Origin of the sequence: Alteraurantiacibacter lauratis (assembly GCF_037154155.1) — a bacterium.
Taxonomy (GTDB): domain Bacteria; phylum Pseudomonadota; class Alphaproteobacteria; order Sphingomonadales; family Sphingomonadaceae; genus Alteraurantiacibacter; species Alteraurantiacibacter lauratis.
The window spans coordinates 1-19,019 of the sequence record NZ_JBANRN010000001.1 but is presented as its reverse complement, the minus strand read 5'-3'; the positions used below and the strand labels follow the sequence as shown (position 1 = coordinate 19,019).

The 19,019-nt window shown below is 65.5% G+C and carries 14 protein-coding genes and 2 pseudogenes; 6 read left to right on the top strand and 10 right to left on the bottom strand.

All coding sequences use genetic code 11. From position 1 onward, the window contains the following. The first annotated feature begins 5 nt into the window (after window positions 1-5). Window positions 6-1,079, top strand: a complete 1,074-nt coding sequence (gene arsB / locus WFP39_RS00075) for an ACR3 family arsenite efflux transporter (RefSeq protein ID WP_336917043.1) — start codon at window positions 6-8, stop codon at window positions 1,077-1,079. Then, window positions 1,076-1,849: an arsenical resistance protein ArsH gene (gene arsH / locus WFP39_RS00070; RefSeq protein ID WP_336917042.1), complete on the top strand. Its 774-nt coding sequence runs from the start codon at window positions 1,076-1,078 to the stop codon at window positions 1,847-1,849. The genes arsB and arsH overlap by 4 nt, the downstream gene beginning before the upstream one ends. A 675-nt stretch (window positions 1,850-2,524) precedes the next feature. Here arsH and WFP39_RS00065 read toward each other — a convergent pair. Beyond that, window positions 2,525-2,734, bottom strand: a complete 210-nt coding sequence (locus WFP39_RS00065; RefSeq protein WP_336917041.1) for a hypothetical protein — start codon at window positions 2,732-2,734, stop codon at window positions 2,525-2,527. 295 nt (window positions 2,735-3,029) lie between these two features. Here WFP39_RS00065 and WFP39_RS00060 point away from each other — a divergent pair, with 295 nt between their 5' ends. Beyond that, window positions 3,030-3,539, top strand: a complete 510-nt coding sequence (locus WFP39_RS00060; protein ID WP_336917040.1) for a hypothetical protein — start codon at window positions 3,030-3,032, stop codon at window positions 3,537-3,539. A 53-nt stretch (window positions 3,540-3,592) separates the two neighbouring features. Here WFP39_RS00060 and WFP39_RS00055 read toward each other — a convergent pair whose 3' ends face one another. Together WFP39_RS00055 and WFP39_RS00050 are read right to left on the bottom strand one after the other, a co-directional pair. Then, window positions 3,593-4,015 (bottom strand): hypothetical protein, encoded by a 423-nt coding sequence (locus WFP39_RS00055; protein ID WP_336917039.1) that lies wholly within the window; start codon window positions 4,013-4,015, stop codon window positions 3,593-3,595. 113 nt (window positions 4,016-4,128) lie between these two features. After that, entirely contained in the window at window positions 4,129-6,210 is a 2,082-nt protein-coding gene (locus WFP39_RS00050; RefSeq protein WP_336917038.1) for a hypothetical protein, read from the bottom strand. 122 nt (window positions 6,211-6,332) lie between these two features. Between WFP39_RS00050 and WFP39_RS00045 the strand changes: the two genes are divergently transcribed. Beyond that, window positions 6,333-7,688 carry a hypothetical protein gene (locus WFP39_RS00045; RefSeq protein WP_336917037.1) on the top strand — a complete coding sequence of 452 codons (1,356 nt, stop codon included), beginning with the start codon at window positions 6,333-6,335 and terminating at the stop codon, window positions 7,686-7,688. Beyond that, entirely contained in the window at window positions 7,685-10,054 is a 2,370-nt protein-coding gene (locus tag WFP39_RS00040) for a hypothetical protein (protein WP_336917035.1), read from the top strand. Before WFP39_RS00045 ends, WFP39_RS00040 begins: the two co-directional genes overlap by 4 nt. Window positions 10,055-10,263: 209 nt before the next feature. Here the strand turns inward: WFP39_RS00040 and WFP39_RS00035 are convergent, their stop codons facing one another. The 6 genes and pseudogenes from WFP39_RS00035 to WFP39_RS00015 form a co-directional block, all read right to left on the bottom strand. Beyond that, window positions 10,264-10,659 carry a hypothetical protein gene (locus WFP39_RS00035; RefSeq protein WP_336917033.1) on the bottom strand — a complete coding sequence of 132 codons (396 nt, stop codon included), beginning with the start codon at window positions 10,657-10,659 and terminating at the stop codon, window positions 10,264-10,266. 50 nt (window positions 10,660-10,709) lie between these two features. Then, a complete protein-coding gene (locus WFP39_RS00030) occupies window positions 10,710-11,402 on the bottom strand; it encodes an HAD-IC family P-type ATPase (RefSeq protein ID WP_336917031.1) in 693 nt (230 codons plus the stop codon). Window positions 11,403-11,405: 3 nt separating this feature from the next. Then, window positions 11,406-11,630 (bottom strand): annotated as a pseudogene (locus WFP39_RS15210) (cation-transporting P-type ATPase); the annotation flags it as partial. 213 nt (window positions 11,631-11,843) lie between these two features. Next, window positions 11,844-15,305: an efflux RND transporter permease subunit gene (locus WFP39_RS00025; protein WP_336917030.1), complete on the bottom strand. Its 3,462-nt coding sequence runs from the start codon at window positions 15,303-15,305 to the stop codon at window positions 11,844-11,846. 11 nt (window positions 15,306-15,316) lie between these two features. Then, complete coding sequence (locus WFP39_RS00020) at window positions 15,317-16,588, bottom strand: efflux RND transporter periplasmic adaptor subunit (protein ID WP_336917029.1); 1,272 nt, start codon at window positions 16,586-16,588, stop codon at window positions 15,317-15,319. Further along, window positions 16,585-17,910, bottom strand: coding sequence for a TolC family protein (locus WFP39_RS00015; protein ID WP_336917028.1), 1,326 nt, complete (start codon window positions 17,908-17,910; stop codon window positions 16,585-16,587). The genes WFP39_RS00020 and WFP39_RS00015 overlap by 4 nt, the downstream gene beginning before the upstream one ends. A 305-nt stretch (window positions 17,911-18,215) precedes the next feature. Here WFP39_RS00015 and WFP39_RS00010 point away from each other — a divergent pair, with 305 nt between their 5' ends. Continuing rightward, window positions 18,216-18,437 (top strand): hypothetical protein, encoded by a 222-nt coding sequence (locus WFP39_RS00010; RefSeq protein WP_336917027.1) that lies wholly within the window; start codon window positions 18,216-18,218, stop codon window positions 18,435-18,437. Window positions 18,438-18,575: 138 nt separating this feature from the next. Here the strand turns inward: WFP39_RS00010 and WFP39_RS00005 are convergent. Beyond that, window positions 18,576-18,911 (bottom strand): annotated as a pseudogene (locus tag WFP39_RS00005) (DUF6629 family protein); the annotation flags it as partial. Between the last annotated feature and the right edge of the window lie 108 nt (window positions 18,912-19,019).

Genomic DNA, 19,019 nt, shown 5'->3' with positions numbered 1-19,019 from the left:
CAAGCATGACTGCACAGCCGAAACGCGAACGCCTGTCGTTTCTCGACCGCTACCTCACGCTGTGGATATTCCTCGCGATGGCACTGGGGGTTGGGCTTGGCTCGACCTTCGAAGGTCAGCCCCTGGCGATCGACAGCCTTTCCTGGGGCACGACCAACATTCCCATCGCCATCGGCCTCATCCTGATGATGTACCCGCCGCTTGCCCGCGTCCGATATGAGGAACTGCCGCGCGTGTTCGAGGACAAGCGTGTGCTGGTGATCTCGCTGATCCAGAACTGGATTATCGGCCCGGTGCTGATGTTTGCGCTCGCGGTGATCTTCCTGTCGGACAAGCCGGAATACATGACCGGCCTCATCCTGATCGGCCTTGCCCGCTGCATCGCGATGGTCATCGTCTGGAACCAGCTCGCCAAGGGCGACAACCAGTATGTCGCGGCGCTGGTCGCGTTCAATTCGGTCTTTCAGATCCTGTTCTTCAGTATTTATGCTTGGTTCTTCCTCGCCGTCCTCCCGCCGCTGTTCGGGCTGCAGGGGAGCGTCATCGATGTCAGCTTCTGGACGATCGCCGAGGCGGTGCTGATCTATCTTGGCATCCCGTTCCTTGCCGGGTTCCTGACCCGCAAATGGCTGACGAAGGCCAAGGGCAATGACTGGTATGAGAAGACGTTCCTTCCCAGGATCGGCCCGGTAACGCTGGTCGCGCTGCTGTTCACCATTGTCGCCATGTTCAGCCTCAAGGGCAACGAGATCGTCACACTTCCGGGCGACGCGATCCGCATTGCCATCCCGCTGACCATCTATTTCGTGGTCCAGTTCACGATCAGCTTCGTCATGGGCAAGCTGATTGCCAGCGATTATCCGCGCACCACGGCTGTGGCCTTCACGGCGGCCGGCAACAATTTCGAACTGGCGATTGCGGTGGCGATTGCCGCGTTTGGCCTCGCCTCGCCCGTCGCCTTTGCCGCCGTGATCGGCCCGCTGGTCGAAGTGCCGGTGCTGATTCTGCTGGTAAATGTCGCGTTCTGGTTCGGCCGCCGCTGGTTTCCAGACAGTGTTCCGGCGGAAGGACGAGCATGACCGAGTTGACCTTTCAGCGTTTGCGCAGCCTTGCCGATCCCGACCAACTGCCTGCGCTCAAGCCGCAATATGCCCACCGCCAGCCGGCGCGGGGCCTCGGCAAACTCGATCCGCCGCCGCGCATTCTATTGCTCTATGGGTCACTGCGTGACCGGTCCTATTCGCGCCTTGTGGTGGAGGAATCGGCGCGCCTGTTGCAATTCTTCGGCTGCGAGACGCGCATCTTCGATCCGTCGGACCTGCCGCTGCCCGACCAGGTGAAGGACGACGACCACCCGGCGGTCCACGAACTGCGCGAACACGCGCTGTGGTCAGAGGGGCAGGTGTGGTGCAGCCCGGAACGGCACGGCCAGATAACGGGCATCATGAAGACCCAGATCGATCACCTGCCGCTGGCTTACAAGGGCTTGCGCCCCACGCAGGGCCGCACTCTGGCCGTGATGCAGGTCAGCGCAGGATCGCAGAGCTTCAACAGCGTCAACACCTTGCGCATCCTCGGCCGCTGGATGCGCATGTTCACGATTCCCAACCAGTCATCGGTCGCCAAGGCATATGAGGAGTTCGACGAGGCGGGCAGGATGAAGCCGTCGAGCTACTATGACCGGATCGTGGATGTGATGGAGGAACTGGTAAGATTTACCGTGCTGCTGCGTCCACATGCCGAACAACTCGTTGATCGCTACTCCGAACGCAAGGACCGAGAGCATCCGGTTGAAACACCTGTTGAGGCGGCTGGTCTGGCACCCCTCGCTCCGACCGCTGCTATATAGCGACCTGCACGAGCCGTTATTCTCCTCAGCGGCGTGTCACTGGAAAGTGTCACAGTGCGTTTTCAGAGAACGAGAGAATTCTGCAGATTTAGGCCAGTGGTGGGCGAGACAGGATTTGAACCTGCGACCCTCTGCTCCCAAGGCAGATGCGCTACTGCCCCCCAGGCCCAACATTTATCTCAACAGCAGCATGCCCTGCCAGGTTTGACCTGGCAATCAGGGAGGGTGGGAGCCGCGATCACATTCCGAGTAAACAACGAGATATCAGGAAAATAGTCACAGACCGTGATCCCTCGCCTGACGCCACTCGACTCAAGACAGTCATAAAGCTTTGCGCCTGAGCTGCGATTATCCCCGAAGAAAGCGCACGCCCGAAAACCGAAGCTGGGGAAAGATGTGAATGGTAGCGGAGGAGGGATCCACACGCTGGCCCTGGCAGATTGATTTACCGCGGGTTTTTTCGCGTCGATACCCCCAAGGCCGAAAAAATACCCCCAACGGTACCCCCAATTCGAGTCCTTGCGCCGGACCGTTATGGGACCGCGACGACCTGATTTCGTGCTGTTTCCTGTGAAGATTCTCCGGCTCGCACGCGCCTCTCTGGTGGTCACGCGACTGTCGTCCGGCAAATGCTCAGACAGCATTTGGTGCACATGTGCGCCCGCATATCGCGAGCTAGTCGACCTTCGGTCCGGGCGGAGGTGGCGGCGGATCAGGCGGCCCAATGTGGCTGACAAAGGCAGGCCTGGCGCCGCACCCAACCGCGACCGGATCGTCCCGAAGCGCTTCGACTGCGGGGCTCGAAGCGTCGAGCCCGAAAGCGCCCCATTCGTGCGCGAACAGCACGCGTTCCGGTTCAACCGATATCCTCTGCCCCTTGGGCATCAGCAATAGAAGCCGTTGTCCCGCGCGTGATCGAAAGATGGTACATCCGTTCTCGCGAACGAAGCGGCCGCGTGTCATCCCCCTGCCGCTGCTCACGCTAGGGGCGCGCTCGTAGCTGATCCAGCCGTCATCGTGCTTTCTTAGCCCGGGATCCGAACAACCGCCGAGCACGGCGACCGCCGCTGCACAGAAGCTGACCGGGATCGTGCGCATGGGGATCAAATCGGCGGACGGAGCAAAGGTGCCCAGGGAGCGCTCTTACGACGCGTCGATCGTTCCATTTGCGGTCTGACCGGTGTCTGTCTCGCTGGTCGCGCCGAAAGAGGTCAAGGAACGTCGGATGAGAAGATCTACTCTGGTGGCGATCGCCGGACTGCTGATGGCGGTTTTAATCTCCATCTATCTCGTCCGTCCTCCTGGCCCCGGTCAAGTCTACCGATTTCGGTCCGACCAGTACGGACTGTCCGAAAGCACAGCACTGTTGTTGCGCAACGGCGATTGCTTGGTTCTGTCCCGATCCGAGGAGGACATCGGGAAAACCCAAGCCGATCCCGGTAGCGAGCACCGCCTCTTCATTATCGCCGGATCGCAGCGCGTAAGGTCGGTGCGCGGGGAGAATGGTCCATATCTTCGGGATATGCGGAACGGCCTCATCGCTCGTCCGGGTGACGCGATTGACGCCGAGATTGTCTTCCCCCGCGACGCCGGTGGGCTTGCCGACACGCTGGCGGTAGGCTGGCCGCTTGACTTTGGATGCGGCCAGGACCTTGCGAAGCTGTTCTCGATCTCCCGCGTTCACCGTTGATGTGACGTCAGCGCGGAGTCCCAGTCCGTGGATTTGGGGCGGAACGTCTGGTGTCAGAAGTCCGCTATATCGGCGATTTCAGTGATGAAAGCGGTCTTCGCTGCGCAGTTGTCGCGCCGAGGCATATCAAACGAGCGAACGATCAATCCAGGAAAGTAGTACGGTTGTCCGTATTCTGCGGTGAAGCGGCCGATGGTGATGGAATTGGCCGACACGGTTACGTTGTCCCGATCATAAACAAACACCGGCGTGTACTGCGATCCGTCGTAGTCGAGCAGTAGGCAGCGACCTTGCAGCCGAACTTGACCTACGTGGAGCCCTAGGAGTGCAGTACCGTCCTCGTTTCTGTCGACCCGATAGAGGTTCTCCGCCAGCGGATTGGCGATCTGCCTCAATCGAGGGGCGGCGCCGTCGGGCGGCTTGCAGGCGGCAAGGGGCAGGATGACGGCGGCAAGAAGAGCTTTGGCGGAGCGCATCGGGAGTTCAGATCGGTACGCCGTAGCGCTACATCAACGATTCGCTGCTTTTGCCGGCGTGGGCGGCTGCGGGCTTGCAGGCGCACAGGCCTGCCGCGACCAAGCATGCCCCGTCATCGCAGCATCGCCCGCATGGTCACCTCGCCATCGCGCAGCGGCACGGTGTAGTTCGGATCGGCCGGGCACGTGCTGACACAGATGATATCAGGGAAGCCGTTGTCGTCGATCCACTTTGCGACACGCTCCACTACGGGTTCGGCAAGGTCCCTGCCGACGGAATCGGTGCAGCCGGCGTCATTGGTGACCCAGTATTCGCCGCTGCGCTGGGTAAGATTGCAGCCGTCGAAGAATGCCGTGACGCCGCCGTAGCCACGGGGATTGCCAAAGTTCGTGCTCCCGTCATGCTCGAGCCACAGCCGGGTCGGGTCCGGCAATGCCCGGCCGCCGACCCGGGTGATGAAAAAGCGCCGAACCGTTGGGTTGCCGAATCTGTCGGCCGGTCGTGGGGGTGCGAAGGCTGTCATTCGCTCATCCACCGAACGTGCCAGCTCGCGCGCTTCGTCCACGCTCGTTCCGGCGAAACCTGCCGCCCCCAGCACGTTCGCGCCATCGACCAGTTCGGCCAGCTTGCCATTGACGACCCGCATCAACGGCAGTGTCATCTGCACCACCCGCGTATCCGCCGAAGGCGGAATGCCTTCGATCAGACGACCCGCAATGTAACCGGTCCTGCTCGCCAGCAGCAGCACCTCGTCCCCAGCCGCTGGCGTGATCGCGCGTGAGCGGCTCCTGACCTCCAGCGACGGCATGCGCACGATCAGCAGGTCTCCGGTCCGCTGCCCGCCGCGCCAGCCCTCGCGCACGCGGTAGAGGTAATCGAGCGACAAGCCATCGCCGCGATCGACCGGACGGATCCCTTCGAGTGTCGCAACCGTGACGATCGGTGCGGCGGCCAGATGCTCGCTCAAGCTGTCCGGCGGCCCGAGCGCCGGCGGCAACAGCCCCGCTTCGACCGCCCGCTCATGCTGCCGCGCAGTCAGCCCCGCGAAAGCCAGGCGGCGCGGATCGACGCGTGCGCCGACACCCGGAAAAGCTTCGCCGCCCAACGCGACGGCGCGCAGGGCCAACCCCTCCCGGGCTTCTCCTTCGAGTTTCGCGGCGGCGTCGGCAAGTTCCTGAGCCCACCCATGGGGTGGAATGGCGTCGGCATTTCGTGCCAGATCGGGATACCGGGCGGCGGGCACCAATGTGGCGCGCTGGCCAGAGATCCGCACTGTCATGCGCGTCTCGGCCGGCTCGGCGGTATAGACGGCCGCGGTGCCGAGTTTAGCCAGGCGATCGCCCAGAGTGCGAGGGCGGCATGGCTCGTTCATGCGGACGTATGACCCACCGATCCGAACCTGCCAGTCACGGTCCCCGAACCAGGCGTTTGTCGCGAGCGAACAATTGGCCGCGTCGACACGATACTCAGGCCCGAACGTCACCCGCGTCAGCTCGTCGTTCCGAAACGGGCGTCCCCGTGAATCCGCCAGCAACCATTCGCCGCGAATGAGGTTGTCGCCGGGATACGTGCCGACAACATCGACCTTTGCGAACAGCCATGCCTCCCCCCCGCGTTCGATGCGCAATGTTGCGCTATCCGGCATCGTGATCGACACCTCGCCGCGATCGAACGGCGCCAGCCGCCGTTGCGGCTCGCAGCGGGGCGAAAGCCGGGTGAAATTGTCCAGCCCGAACCGCCCTCCGCCCATATCCCGGAGCTGGCCTTGAGTGAGCTCGCAGCCGGAGCCCCACGAGAACATCGGGCTCCAGATCGTCAGCCGGTCCTGCCGAGATACGCCCGGGCCGGACAGCGGCCGCCATTCGCCGTAAAGCTCCTTCACCGCATCGGTCAGCGGGGCGAGGTAGCCGGCCGGCGCCGGCGGAAGTGCCGATGCCGGTCCGCCGATGGGCGCTTCGCTGGTGTTGCAACCGGACATCGCAACGGCCAGCAGCAAGGGAAAAGCAACCTGGCTAGCCTTGATCGGTGACGAGATATCGCGCGCGGCCGTCTTGCAGTTGCTTGCGGAACGCAGGCCTTCTTCTGACCGTGCTCGGCTCGCCCCAGTCATCGGACCGGATATCGGCTTCGCGGGCGCTGCGTGCGCGCAGCCACCCAGAAAAAGCTCACAGCAGCGGCTGAAAATCCGTTTCATTGGCTGTGGAGTATCGCCCAGCTGGTTGCCTCGGTCTGAACGCCGGCTCATCGCGGTGTTCCATCTCCATTCATCCAAGATGTTGAATAACTGAACGAAACCAGTTCACTTGGGGGTCAACCATGAACCGATCTGCCGGCCTCGGTGCCGCGCTCGCCTGCGTGCTGGCGGCCTGCAGCGCGTCCGCCGAAACCGTGCCCCTTCGCGGCGCCACCATCGGCGCGGACGGCTACGCCACCATTATCGACGCGCCGCCGGCGCCGTTCGCGCCGGTGCTTCCGGGTGAACCAGAGCCCCCCACCCCGGACCAGGTCGCGGCGCAGGAGCAATTCCGGCGGGTCGCCGACTTCCAGAACGCGGTTCGGGAGGACGTCGACGCGCTGACCGAGCGCTTGAGGCGCGACGAGGCGGGCAACTTCGTGTCCGTGTACTACGACAACGAGGGGGACCCTTCGGTGGTCTTCCAGTTCCTGCGCGAGGGGCCGGGAACGCTGCGGCGGTACAGCGACAATCCCCGCTTCTTCGGCAAGACGGTGCGCTTCTCGCAGGAAGAGCTGATGGCGGCCGCCGATTTCATGTGGGCAACCTTCCGCGACGACAGGGTGCTCCAGTCTACCGGCATCGGGCGCAACGAGGTCGAGGCGCGCGTCGCCGTCAGCCGCGAAGACTTCCTTGCGCTGGTGAAGCGCAAGGGCGTCGAAATCCCACCTTCGGTCAACCTGGTCTTCGGCGCCGCGCCGGTTGTCCCGCTGGTCGCTCCGCCGCGCGCTGCCGCCTCGGACCCTGCGCTTCCGCGCGAGATCGCGCGCTTGCTGCGCATTTTCCCGCGCGATGATCGTGTGCCCGGTCCCGTGCACGACATCGAGTCACAGGTGAAGGTCGTTCTCAGGGATGGCTGCTTCCGCGCTCCCGAGCACCGCGACGCGCTCGTGCTGTTTCCCTATGGCGCAAGCCTGTTTGTCGATAGCGAGGGCTATCTCGCCTATGGCCAGACCGAGGCGCCTGGTTATGCGCGCGTCGGCGAAACGGTCTCGTTCCACGGCTCGCCCCGCGAGGTGACGACCGCCACACTCGTCGATCCGATTCACGCCGCCTGCGGCCCCGGCAAGGTCATCAAGATCGAAGGGCTGGAAAGCGCCGCCGCCAGCAACGCGCAGCACGCTTCGGATGACCGCATGAACGCCCTGCGCCATCTGATCGAAGGCTACGGCTTAAGCCGCCGCCAGGCCGAGGCCGCGATGGCGTTCCTCGAGCGGCGCCAGGCCGCGCAGCCGCCGCAGGTCGGCCCCGATGGCACCCGCTTTCCGCCGGTGCCTGCCAGTCTCATGGCCAACGCCCCGCCCCCGCCCGTCATGGATGCGAGTCAATGCCCGCGCGGCACGAAGCTCAGCTTTGGCCTGTGCCGCACGCCCGAAGGTTACATCCGTCCGCTGCCCAAATGGCTGGCTGAATTCCTCGAGCAGGAGGGTGGACAGTGAGCTTGGCGGTCTTTCGCGCTGCGATCTTCGTATCGGCGATGCTCGCCGCCGCTGTCCCGGCTTTCGCGCAGGAGGACAAGCCCTCCGTGACCGAAACCTGCCCGAATCTCACCGCCGAGCAGGTCCATGCGATCGAGAACTACAAGGGCCAGTTCTCCGAGAACGCGTGGTACGCGCGCACCTACTGCGTCAGCGTCGAGGAAGCCGAGCGGCGCATGGCCATCCAGCAACGCGACGCGATCGGCCCCAAGACGGAACCCGGCCCCCGGCCGGCGCCCGACCCCAACGCCATCGGCACGGTGGCCGCGCGCCTGCGCGAGGAGGAAGCGGCGACCTTTGCCGGCCTGTGGATCGAGCACAGCCCCGAGTATCGCGTCGTTGTTGCGTTCACCCGCGACGGCGCGAAGACGCTCGCGAAGTACACAAGGGACCCTCTGTTCGTGCCGCTCGACCGGCCCGGACCCGCCCACGCCGAGCTCAGGGCGACGCAGGAGCGCTTGATCGAGGCGCTGCAGCGGGTCGGCGTGCGCTGGGCCAGTATGGGCACCGACGAGAAGCAGGGCGTCGTCGAGGTTCAGCTCGGCCAGGACGCCGCATCGATTCGCGCCGCCGCGGCGCGCGGAGACATCGAGTTGCCGGACCATGTTCGCCTGGTCGAGCCGCGGCCGTTCCCTATCGCCGCGCCCCCGCAACCGAAGCCGGGCGACAAGCGGGTAAGGAGCTTTCCACAATTCGCCTTCCGCACCGACATGTATCCGCGAACGCTGGTCGGCGTGCAGGACGTGCCGGTGCGGCTGGTCCTCGACGGTGGGTGTCTCAAGCTCGAGTTCGCACAGGGCAAACGGATCACCGCGTTGTGGCAGGCGCACGACGCGCTCGATCTTTCCGACCCCACAAAAGTGTCCGTGCTCGACAGGTTCCCCGGCACCCGCATCGCGGCGGGCGAGGACATCGTTCTCATGGGCCTGCAGCCGGGCGAGGACCGGGTGCCGGACGATCTCGTCGGCACCGAGGGCTGCCCCGGTCCCTACCACGTCGTGCGGGGTTACACGGCGCGCGCGGCATGGCAGGCGGAAGAGGGCGAACGGGCGATCCAGGAACGCCAGCGCGAACTCGGCAGCCGTGCCGCGGCCGAACGCGACTTCGCTGCCGACCTGGCGCGTGTTCCTGCTTTGCAGGCGTGGCGCGAGGAGCTCCTCGCGACGCGCGGCGACGTAGTCGCGGGCGCTTACGTCGATGTCGAACGCGGCACCGCCCACCTGTTCCACACCGCCGCTGTCGAGCCGGCTGCGCTCATTCCAGCGGCGCTTCGGGCGCACATTACCGCGCAAGTCGCGCCGGTGGGGCAATACGCGCTCGAAAGCGCACGCGCCTCGCTCGAGCGCCAGCTCGCCGCAGCAGGCGTGGAGGCGCAGCTTTCGGCCGACTCGCTGCAGGGGGTCGTGCACCTGCGCCCTGCCGATCCTCGTGCGCTTTCGGCGGCCGGGGCAGCCGGGTCTATCCGGTTTCCCGCCATCACCCATATCGAGTTCGATCCCGCGCAGCCGCTCGTCGAGCACGACCGGATGCGCGGTCGCGATCCCGATGACATATGGCTGCCGCTCGAGGCCGCGCCGGATTTTGCAGAGATCCGCAAGCTGGTGGAAACGACCGAGCTGCCGGTCCACGAACCGCCGATGGGACCTCCCGGCGCACCCGAGGTCGAAAGGCCGGTTCGCTATGCCCGGCCAAGCCGGGCCGGCTCGCTGCAGATGGCGCAGTTCCTGGTCGGCTACGGGCAGACCGCGCGTGAAATCGCCGCGCTGAAGCAACGCGGGTTCGACCCGGTCGACGCTCTCGATGCGATCAACGGACGAGCGACCTGGCTGACGAAGGCGCTGCTCGCGCGCCAGGTTGTCGTCGCCGAGCTCGTGTCTCTCGACCCGCGCGATCCAGGTCGCGACGGGTTCCGCTCTTCGGCTACATGGCGCGTGGTCGAGACTTTCAAGGGGGACGCCAAGCCGGGCCAGGAGCTCAGAACCCGCCTGGTGTCGGGCGAAGAAGCGGACGGGGCGGTAGCGCAAAGCAACGAGGAGCCGCTGGTCCTGCCCGGCCTGCCCGGCTCGCTCGAGGCCGGCGGGCAGTGGCTGCTGTTCCTCAACGACGCCCAGTACGAACGCATGGCGTTCATCTACGGCGGCGAAGGCGCAGCGCGCCGGGATCACCGCTGGTACACACCGATGACCATCGCCAGGCCGCAGCCGGTTCGGGGCGGCGAAGCGCAGGCGCCGTTTCTAGACCAGAAGCCGATCGCGCTCGCCGAGCTGCGCGCGCAGCTTGCGCCGCTGCAGGCGGCGCTGATCGATGCGGGGCTGGTCGACCGATGATCCGGACGTGGTTCCCTGTTCTCGCCGCGGCCGTGGCCGTCTCGCTTCCAGCCTCTGCGCTGGCTTGCCAGTATGAGCCGCCTGAACAGGTCGGCCACACCACGGCTGAGTTCTTCGCCCGGCGCATGGTCGAACAGGCCGCTTACGTCGATCTGGTCCTAGTCGAGGACGACGGAACCCGCCCGATGGGTGAGCCGCCGACCGGGATACTAACGCTCAGAAGCATCGCGCGGCTCAAGGGCAACGGGGCGGACCGCTTCAGCCTGTTCGGAACGGGCATCACGCTGAGCGCCGACGCCGAGCGCGTCTTCAACGCGCCGCTGGAGCATTTCACGCGCGACGACGGGCGCGTGACCGCATTCCCCTATAACGAAGAACGCCCCGGCCGGCTGTTCCCGCAGGATGGCCCAGCGCCGCCGATGGCGATGAACAGTTGCAGCCCGCCTGAGATCGCGGCGGCGAGCGGGCGCTTCTATGTGGTGATGCGCGGCGCCGACGGGCGCCTGCTCCGGCAAGTCGAGCTCTACGAAGGAGTGACCAGCCCGGCCTTCGCGTTCGTGCCGGTGACGCTTCGCGATCGCGACGTCTGGCTTCGTGCGGTGCACGGCGCCAGCGCGGGAACCGGGCGCGCGATGTCCGCACCTACGCGCGTGCTTCACCTGCGCCCCGGCACGGCGGCCACCGCCAGCGAAACGGCCAACAGCAGCACGGCTGCGACGTCGCCAATGTCGCCGATCTCGGACAAGGCCAGAATCGTCGCTACGACAATGAGCGCGATAACGACCACGGCAACGCCAAGCATGCGGCCGATCCGCGCTACCTCGGTTTGCAGCGGCGTCGGTTCCTCGCGCGTCGAGTCAATCAGCTTGGCGATCGCGCCCATCTCGCTCGCCATCCCGGTGGCGGTGACAATCGCGCGTCCGCTCCCCTGCACCACCGCCGTGCCCTTGAAGACCATCGATGTCTGGTCTGCGACCGGTGCCGGTGCGCCCAGGGGGGCCGGATCCTTCAACACGGGCTCGCTCTCGCCCGTCAGCGACGCTTCCTGAACGCGCAGCGCGGCTGCCGCCAGCAGCCTGGCATCCGCACCCACGGCGTCGCCTTCGTCGAGCAGAAGCAGGTCGCCGGGGACAAGCTCTGCGCTGGGTATGCGCTGGCGTCGACCATCGCGCAGCACGGACGACATCACCGCTGTCATCCGCCCCAGCGCGGCGACGGCATTGGCCGCCTTGCTCTCCTGGACGAAACCAAGAGTCGCGTTGAGCAGCAGCACTGCCGCAATGACCAGCGCATCGACCGGCCATCCCCCGCTTCCCTCGATCCACCACGCCGCGAGGGCAACGATCACCGCACCGACCAGCAGGTAAATCAGGGAGCTTTGGAATTGACCGAGGAATCGGCGCCACCACGGTCGGGTTTCGACTGAGCGCAGCTCATTTGGCCCATACTCAGCTCGCCGCCGGACGGCCACCATCGGGGAGAGGCCCACGAGAGGGTCCACGGCGAGCGCGCCGGCGACGGCCACCGCCTCGTGCAGCGACCAATCCTGGCCGACAGGAGATGGGTCACCTTCCATGACGCCCACACCGTCGTCGGGTTCTCAGGCGTGGCACCATCGGCGCCTCCGTCGCGGCTTCAGCGAGCGGCAGCGGTCGAACGGCTTGCACCGCCGCAGTGCAGGTCAGCGAGCGTTGCCGACGAGTCAGCACGAGACATGCGCCTGAGCGAGGCCCGCTTGCATTCGGGCGAGGAGATCATCGATATGCACAGGCACGCGGGCTCTGTCGCCCTACGACGCCGGGGCCGCGACAGGCGTCGCGTGAGTGGCCAGTTGGCGCCGACGCCAGATCGAGTATGCAGCCGGCAGCACGAGCAGCGTCAGAACCATGCATGACCAAAGGCCGCCCACGACGGGCGCTGCCGTGCGGGCGGAGACGTCCGCGCCGACGCCCGCCTCCCACAGGAGCGGCATCAGCCCGAGCACGGTGGTCGCCACGGTCATGACAAGCGGCCGTACCCGCATGGCAGCCCCTTCGATGATGGCAGCGTCGACGTCCTCCGGTGCCTGGATTCGACCCTCCCGCAGATGGCGCTCGAAGGCCTCGTCGAGGTAGACGATCATGACGATTCCAGTCTGAGCGGCAACGCCGGCAACGGCTATGATCCCGACCCATACTGCAGCAGACATATTGTAAGACATGGCGGCCAGGAGCCAGACGCTGCCGGCGATGGCGAAGGGCAGGCTGGCGAGAACGAGAAAGGTCTGCATCCAGCCACGCGTCGCGAGAAACAGAAGCCCGACGATCAGCAGCAAGGTGAGCGGAAGCACGTAGCGGAGCCTCGCTTCCATTTCGGCCAGGAACTCATACTGGCCGGTCCACTCAAGCCTGTAGCCAGCCGGCAAGACCAGGCGCGATTCAACCAGCGTTTTGGCCTCGTCGACCCAGCCGCCGAGATCGCGCGCGGTGGGATCGATGTCGGCATAGACATAGCCGACCAGCACTCCGTTCTCGTCCTTGATCATCGGCGGACCGGTGACCACGCTCACGTCGGCGATCTGCCCCAGCGGTACTGCTGCTCCGGGAGGGCGCCAGCGCTCGATGAAATCGGGCGACGCCGCCAGGGCTCCGGCGCTGGATGGCGCTGGCGCCATGGCGGCGCCCGCACCTTGCGTTCCCATGCCGCCTCCACCGCCGCCGCTGCCTCCACTCATGCCGCCGCCCATGCCATCGCCGCTTGCAGATGGGGCGCTGACCATCGGCCCGGCAGAAGGGCTGGAACCGGCGCCGCTATTGGTGCCGCCGTAGGTCACCGCGGGTCCCGTCGACTGGACCGGAATCAGGATGTTGCGTATCGCTTCGGGATCGCCGCGGAAGTCGGCGGCATAGCGCAGATTGATGGTGAAGCGTGCGCGGCCGGCGATGGCGGTCGAGATGTTGGCGCCGCCAATCGCCGCTTCGATGGTATCCTGCACGTCGCGCACGGTAAGGCCATAGCGGGCGATCTTGTCGCGATCGGGCACAATGTCGACGTATTCGCGTCCGGTCTGGCGCTCGGCGAAGGTACTGCGTGTGCCGGGAACATCGCGCAACATGCCTTCAAGCGCGACGCTGATCCGCTCGATCTCCTCCAGGTTCTCGCCGAACACCTTGACGCCGACCGGCGTCCGCACGCCTGTAGTGAGCATGTCGATGCGGGTGCGGATCGGCGGCGCGATGGCGATCTGATACCCGGGCATGCGCAGCGCTGCGTCCATGGCTTGCGAAAGCTCCGCCAAGGTCCAGCGGCCTCGCTCCGGCCAGACCATTCGCAGCGCCGGCTTGAGGAAGTCGGGCGCCCACGAGCTGTGCCAGCGAGAAATCGGGCGCAGGGGCCAATCGTCTCGCGGCCGCAGCGTGACGACGGACTCGTTCATATCGAGCTGGGCCGGGTCTGTGGCAGTCTCCGCGCGGCCAGCTTTGCCGTGCACGGAGATCACCTCCGGGAAACTCATGATGACCTTGTGCTGCGCTTCGAGCGCGCGGCGTGCATCCTCGATGGCGATGCCGGGGAAAGTCGTCGGCATGACCAGCAGCGAGCCTTCGTCGAGCGGCGGCATGAATTCCGAGCCGAGCCGCTGGAAGACAGGTACGGTCGCGATCATCAGCAAGGCGGCCGCCAGCACAACCGCAACTCGCTGGCGCACGACGAAGCGGACAACCGGTAGATAGACGCGGGTCAGCGCTCGGCTGACCGGATTCTCGGACTCTCCCCGAAAACGGCCGCGCAGCAACAGCACCATCAGGGGCGGAGCGAGCGTGATCGACAGGAGCGCCGCGGCAAACATGGCGAAGGTCTTGGTGTAGGCGAGCGGAGCAAAAAGATCGCCGGCCTGGCCGGCCAAGGTGAAGATCGGCAGGAAGCTGATCGTGATCAGCAGCAACGAAAAGAAAATCGGACGGCCAACCTCCTTGCAGGCGTCGATGATGATACGACGGCGGTCGGCCTCCGGGGGTGCGCCGGCGAGCCGCGTGTTCGCATTCTCGATGAGAACAATCGTGGCATCCGCAAGCTCGCCGATGGCGATCGCGATACCTCCCAGCGACATGATGTTGGTGGTGAGGCCAAGGTAGCGGATGCCGATGAACGACAGCAGCACCGAGATGGGCAGGACGATCATCACGACAAGCGCCGACCGCGCGTGGAACAAGAACACCAGGCAGATAATGGTGACGATTATGGCTTGGCCGATGAGCGTGTTCCGCAGGGTCTCGACCGAGCTGAGGATCAGCTCTGACCGGTCATAAGTCGGCACCAACCGCACGCCCGGCGGCAGCGTAAGCTCGGCCGCAGCCTCCTTCACGCCGTCGATGACTTCGAGCGCGTTGGAGCCGATGCGCATCACCACTATGCCGCCCACCGCCTCGCCCCGGGCGTTCCAGTCCGCGGCACCGCGCCGTATCTCCGGGCCGAAGCGCACCGTGGCGACATCACCAAGTCGGATCGGCACTCCGCCGGGTCCGACCGTGACCACGCTTTTCTCGAGGTCGGCAAGGTCACGAACATAGCCGCGCCCGCGCAGCACGTATTCACGCCCGGCGAGCTCGAGCACCCGCGCGCCGACCTCGGCGTTAGCGTCGCGCACCGCGCGGGAGAGATCCGCCATGGTGAGGCCGAACGCCACCAGCCGCTGCGGATCGGCGAGGATCTGATACTGGCGCTCGAAACCCCCGATCGAGGCGACTTCGGCGACACCGGGCGCCGCCTGGAGAGCGGGTCGAACCACGAAGTCCTGCAGCGCCCGAAGTTCGGCGAGCTCGAGGCGGCCAGTGGTATCCTGCAGCACATATTGATAGACCCAGCCGACCCCGCTGGCGTCAGGGCCCAGGGTCGGGGAAACTCCCGCAGGCAATAGCTGCTGCGCCCGCCCCAGCTGTTCGAGCACGCGAGTGCGCGCCCAATAAATGTCGGTGCCATCCTCGAAGATCGCATAAGTGAAGCTCATTCCGAACATCGAGTAGCCGCGCACCGTGCGCACGCCTGGCGTGCTCTGGAGCGCTCTGACGAGAGGATATGTGATCTGGTCCTCCACCAGATCGGGACTACGGCCCATCCACTCCGTATAGACGATGACCTGCGGGTCAGAGAGGTCGGGCAGAGCGTCGAGCGGAGTCTTGCGAGCCGAGTCCAACGCCCAGATGACGAGCGCCAGCACGACCCCGAACACCACCCATCGGTACCGGGCAGACGCCTCGATGATGCGTTCAACCACAGCCGTGCGGCCTAATGCCCGGCATGGTCGGCCTGCGCCGGGCTGGCCGGCTCGGTTGGCCCGGCCGTTTCCTCGGGCATTGGCATCGATCCGTGGCGATGAGCGCCGCCACCGCCGGTTGCGCGCAGCCTGCTTTCGGAGTCGAGCAGGAAGGTCCCCGAGGTAACGACCAGCTCGCCTTCGGCAAGGCCCTCGCGAATGACGACCCGGTCGCCGAGGCTCAGCCCAACCACGACCGGCCGCGGCTCGAACATATTCTCCTTGGCGACGAACACGTGTTGCTGCCGGCCAGTGTCGATCACCGCATCGCGCGGCACGACAATGCCGCGGCCGCCCGGGACTTCGAAGGCCGCGGTGCCATAAAGGCCGGGAACGAGCAGCCCGCCTCGATTGGGAACGGAGAGCCGTACGCGCAAAGTGCGCGTGCGCTCAGATAACGTGGGATAGACGAACTCCACCCGACCGCGAATTGAGGCAATTCCCACGGTGGGAAAATCGAGCCGTACCGGCGTGCCGGGGCGGATGGCTCTGATCCCGGTTTCCGGGACTTCTGCGTAGACCCAGACGTTGCCCATGTTGGCGAGCGTCAATAGCTCGGTCGATGGGTCGACCGCGGTGCCAACGCTCACGCCGCGATTGACGACTACCCCGCTGCTTGGTGCGGTGACGGTGACCAGGCGGATCGGATTGCCCGATCGTTCGATGGCGCCGATCTCGCGGTCCGTCATGCCGAGCACGCGCAGACGCATCCGGCCGCTCGCCACGACCGACGTGGCGTAGCCGGACGCCGCAAAACGGCGCGCTGCGAGGTACTCGGCCTGCGACGATAGCAGCTCTTGCGAGAAGATTCGCGCCACCGGCTGTCCGGCGCGGACGTACTCGCCGGTCGTGTTGACGTAGAGCTGTTCGACCCAGCCCGCGACGCGGGTGTGCACGTGCGACAGCCGCGATTCGTCGAGAGCAACGGTAGCGACCGCATTGATCGTGGAGACGGTATCCTCGCTCGTCGCCGCGACGAGTCGGATGCCGAGCCGAGTCATGTCCGTAGAACTCACCTCGATTGGCACCCGATCCGGCCGCGCCGTCGCTCGTGCGTTTGCAGTCACGGCGTCCGCGTTCGGTTCGCCGCGATCGAACGGCCATCCTCCGCGCGCATTCTGAATCGCGCCTCCAACGATGAATAGCGCCGCCGTTACCCCTGCGGCGAGCGCAGGCGCTCGCCAGTGATCGGGGGCCTTCAACCAGCGACCCCGCATCTTCGACCACTGATCCTGGATCGTCATAGGGTGATCATCTCGAACGAGCCGATCGCCCGGCCGAGCCGCGCCCACGCGAGGCCGACCTGCATGTCCGCCTCGATCAGCTCCATCTCGACCGACCACAACGTCTGCAGCGCTTCTACCACCGAGACGAGCGGCAATCGACCGGCGGCGTAGCCGGCCAAGGCAGGTTCGATGGCAAAACGTGCCCGCGGGATGATCTCGTCGCGGAGAGAGCGCTGCAGCGCGCTCACCGCTTCCAGCTCGTTCAGCGCCTGCGCGGCCTCACCTTCGGCCATACGCGTCATCGCCTGCAGATCGGCCTCGGCCATGCGGCGCATTTCTTCCGCTTCCCGAACCCCCGCGCGCAGCCGCGATCCCCAGATCGGTACGCTGACGCCGACCATCGCCATGGCGCCATAACCTTCGGACATTGTGTACGCCGGGCCCGTTCGTACGGTCAGCATCGGAGTGGACATATTGCGCATTACGCGCACATCTGCCTCTGCTCGGGCGATCTCGGCACGTCCGGCGGCAAGGCGGGGCAGCGACGGCAGGCGCGCCTGGATGGCTGCCAAGGTTGGCACTGGGCGATCGAGGACTGGCGGCCGCAGCGCCGGCACGGCGCTGTCGACTTGCCGCCCGAGGCTGGCGTTCAGCATGGCCTCCGCAGCGCGTACCTGGCCACTGGACGCCTGCAGCTGAGCCTCCAGCCGGCTGACCTCGACTTCAGCGCGCAGCACGTCGGCTTGTTCGCCGGTTCCGCCGGAATAACGGGCATTGGCCGCCGCGACGATGGCGCGGGCAAGCTCCAGCCGCTCGCGCAGAACATCGGCGGAGCGCCTACGCTGCTGGAGCATCACAAATGCAGAGATGGTTTCCAGCGCGACGGCAAGTTCGCGGTCGTCGGCCTCGGCGCGAAAGCGCTCGATCTCGGCAAGGGCGGACTGCCGTCGATTGCGGCGGAGCGAGCCCAGCGGAAAACGCTGCTCGACCGTAACGCTCCAGTCCATGCCGCTCATACCGAACGGCTTGTGATCTATCGACGCTGAGACCATCGGATCGTCCAACGCGCCGACGATCGCCGGGCGCTGTGCGCTCGCACGGATTTGCGCCTCCGCCGCGACCAGCTCCGGACGCTCACTGGCAGCGATGCGGAGCGCCTCGCTCAATCCGAGGGGATGCTCGGCAATCGTCTGCGCCACGGCAGGGCGGGCAATAATCAGCGCGCCAGCCACGAGAACCGCGGTCCTGGCCAAGTGCATGACCTCAACGCCGAGGCGAGTCACGCCAGCATCTCCCGTTCCCGCTTCTCGGGACCGCCCGGCGTTGTCGACCGCGAGCATTGCGCGTTTCGCAAGTGATCATCCCCCTCGCCGCTTGTCACATCGTCATACGCCAATTTCTGTTCTTTTAGGAATGCAGTCCCGTCGCACTCGTCCGAATTTGCTCTTCAGTGGGCACCGGAGGCGCTTGTCTGCCCCCAAGTCACCGCGCGGCAGAGACCGAGAAGAGCCATCATCAAGTCCCGCCGGCAGGACAACGCACAGAAAACGTCTGGACATAGCACGCCCGCGCGTCATGTTGAGCCTGCGGGAAGCCAAAAGGCCTCGCAGGCAATACAATACCAACAGAAGAGGGAGAGACGAACATGAAGTCATTGGCAGTATGGCTGGCCGTGCCGGCCCTGTCTCTTGGCGCCTGTGCCACCGTCCCGCCCACCCCTGAGCAGGTTGCGGCCTGTCAGGAGATGGAGCGCGATATGGGCGTGGGCGTCAGGCACGACCATGCCGAGATGAAGCAGCAGGGCCGCAACCCGATGAACTTGTCCCACGATCAGTGTCGTCGCATTCTTGCCGACCAGGGCAGCTGAGCACCCACATCTGACCTACTCTCGCAGGAGGAACAGCCTCTCCGAAAACTACAAGTTAGGAGATAGCTGGGGTTCGCATGGACGTCGCGCAGCGCCTTGCTCGCGCATTTACAGATTAATAAGAACTGCCCGTCTGGCTTAGCGCGACGTGGCCGGCAGACGGGTCGTCTCAGGCGATCGCGGCTCAAGGAAGTGGAGCAACACGATCCAGCTGATCGCCGCTGCGAAGAAGCACCAGATCGAAATAAACCAGGTCTGGTAAAGCGCACCGGCCGCAACCAAGGACACAAACGTCGCGATACCAAACCAACGAACTCGGCGATAGCTGGACGCTAGCGAACTCCCACAGGTCGCCAAAACATACAGAGTGAGCACCGTCGCGGCGTAAAAGTGTGGAGAAACATAGTCGATGTGATTGCCCACTACCTTTGCCACGGTCGGTTCAGTCAGCAAGAAATAGAGCAGATAGAGACCCGTGGTGCCGCCGCCGAGGGCAAACGCCGCTAGGGTCGAGACTCAATCAGAGCCAGAAAGCCACGGCGGCGGCAAGGCATACGGCGGATAGGAAGTTTCTGGCGAGCT

Bases quoted from the DNA above. Each gene is read 5' to 3' on its own strand.
- arsB (WP_336917043.1), top strand. From the start codon at position 6: ATGACTGCACAGCCGAAACGCGAACGCCTGTCGTTTCTCGACCGCTAC.
- arsH (WP_336917042.1), top strand. From the start codon at position 1,076: ATGACCGAGTTGACCTTTCAGCGTTTGCGCAGCCTTGCCGATCCCGAC.
- WFP39_RS00065 (WP_336917041.1), bottom strand. From the start codon at position 2,734: ATGCCCAAGGGGCAGAGGATATCGGTTGAACCGGAACGCGTGCTGTTC.
- WFP39_RS00055 (WP_336917039.1), bottom strand. From the start codon at position 4,015: ATGCGCTCCGCCAAAGCTCTTCTTGCCGCCGTCATCCTGCCCCTTGCC.
- WFP39_RS00050 (WP_336917038.1), bottom strand. From the start codon at position 6,210: ATGAAACGGATTTTCAGCCGCTGCTGTGAGCTTTTTCTGGGTGGCTGC.
- WFP39_RS00045 (WP_336917037.1), top strand. From the start codon at position 6,333: ATGAACCGATCTGCCGGCCTCGGTGCCGCGCTCGCCTGCGTGCTGGCG.
- WFP39_RS00020 (WP_336917029.1), bottom strand. From the start codon at position 16,588: ATGACGATCCAGGATCAGTGGTCGAAGATGCGGGGTCGCTGGTTGAAG.
- WFP39_RS00015 (WP_336917028.1), bottom strand. From the start codon at position 17,910: ATGCTCGCGGTCGACAACGCCGGGCGGTCCCGAGAAGCGGGAACGGGA.
- WFP39_RS00010 (WP_336917027.1), top strand. From the start codon at position 18,216: ATGAAGTCATTGGCAGTATGGCTGGCCGTGCCGGCCCTGTCTCTTGGC.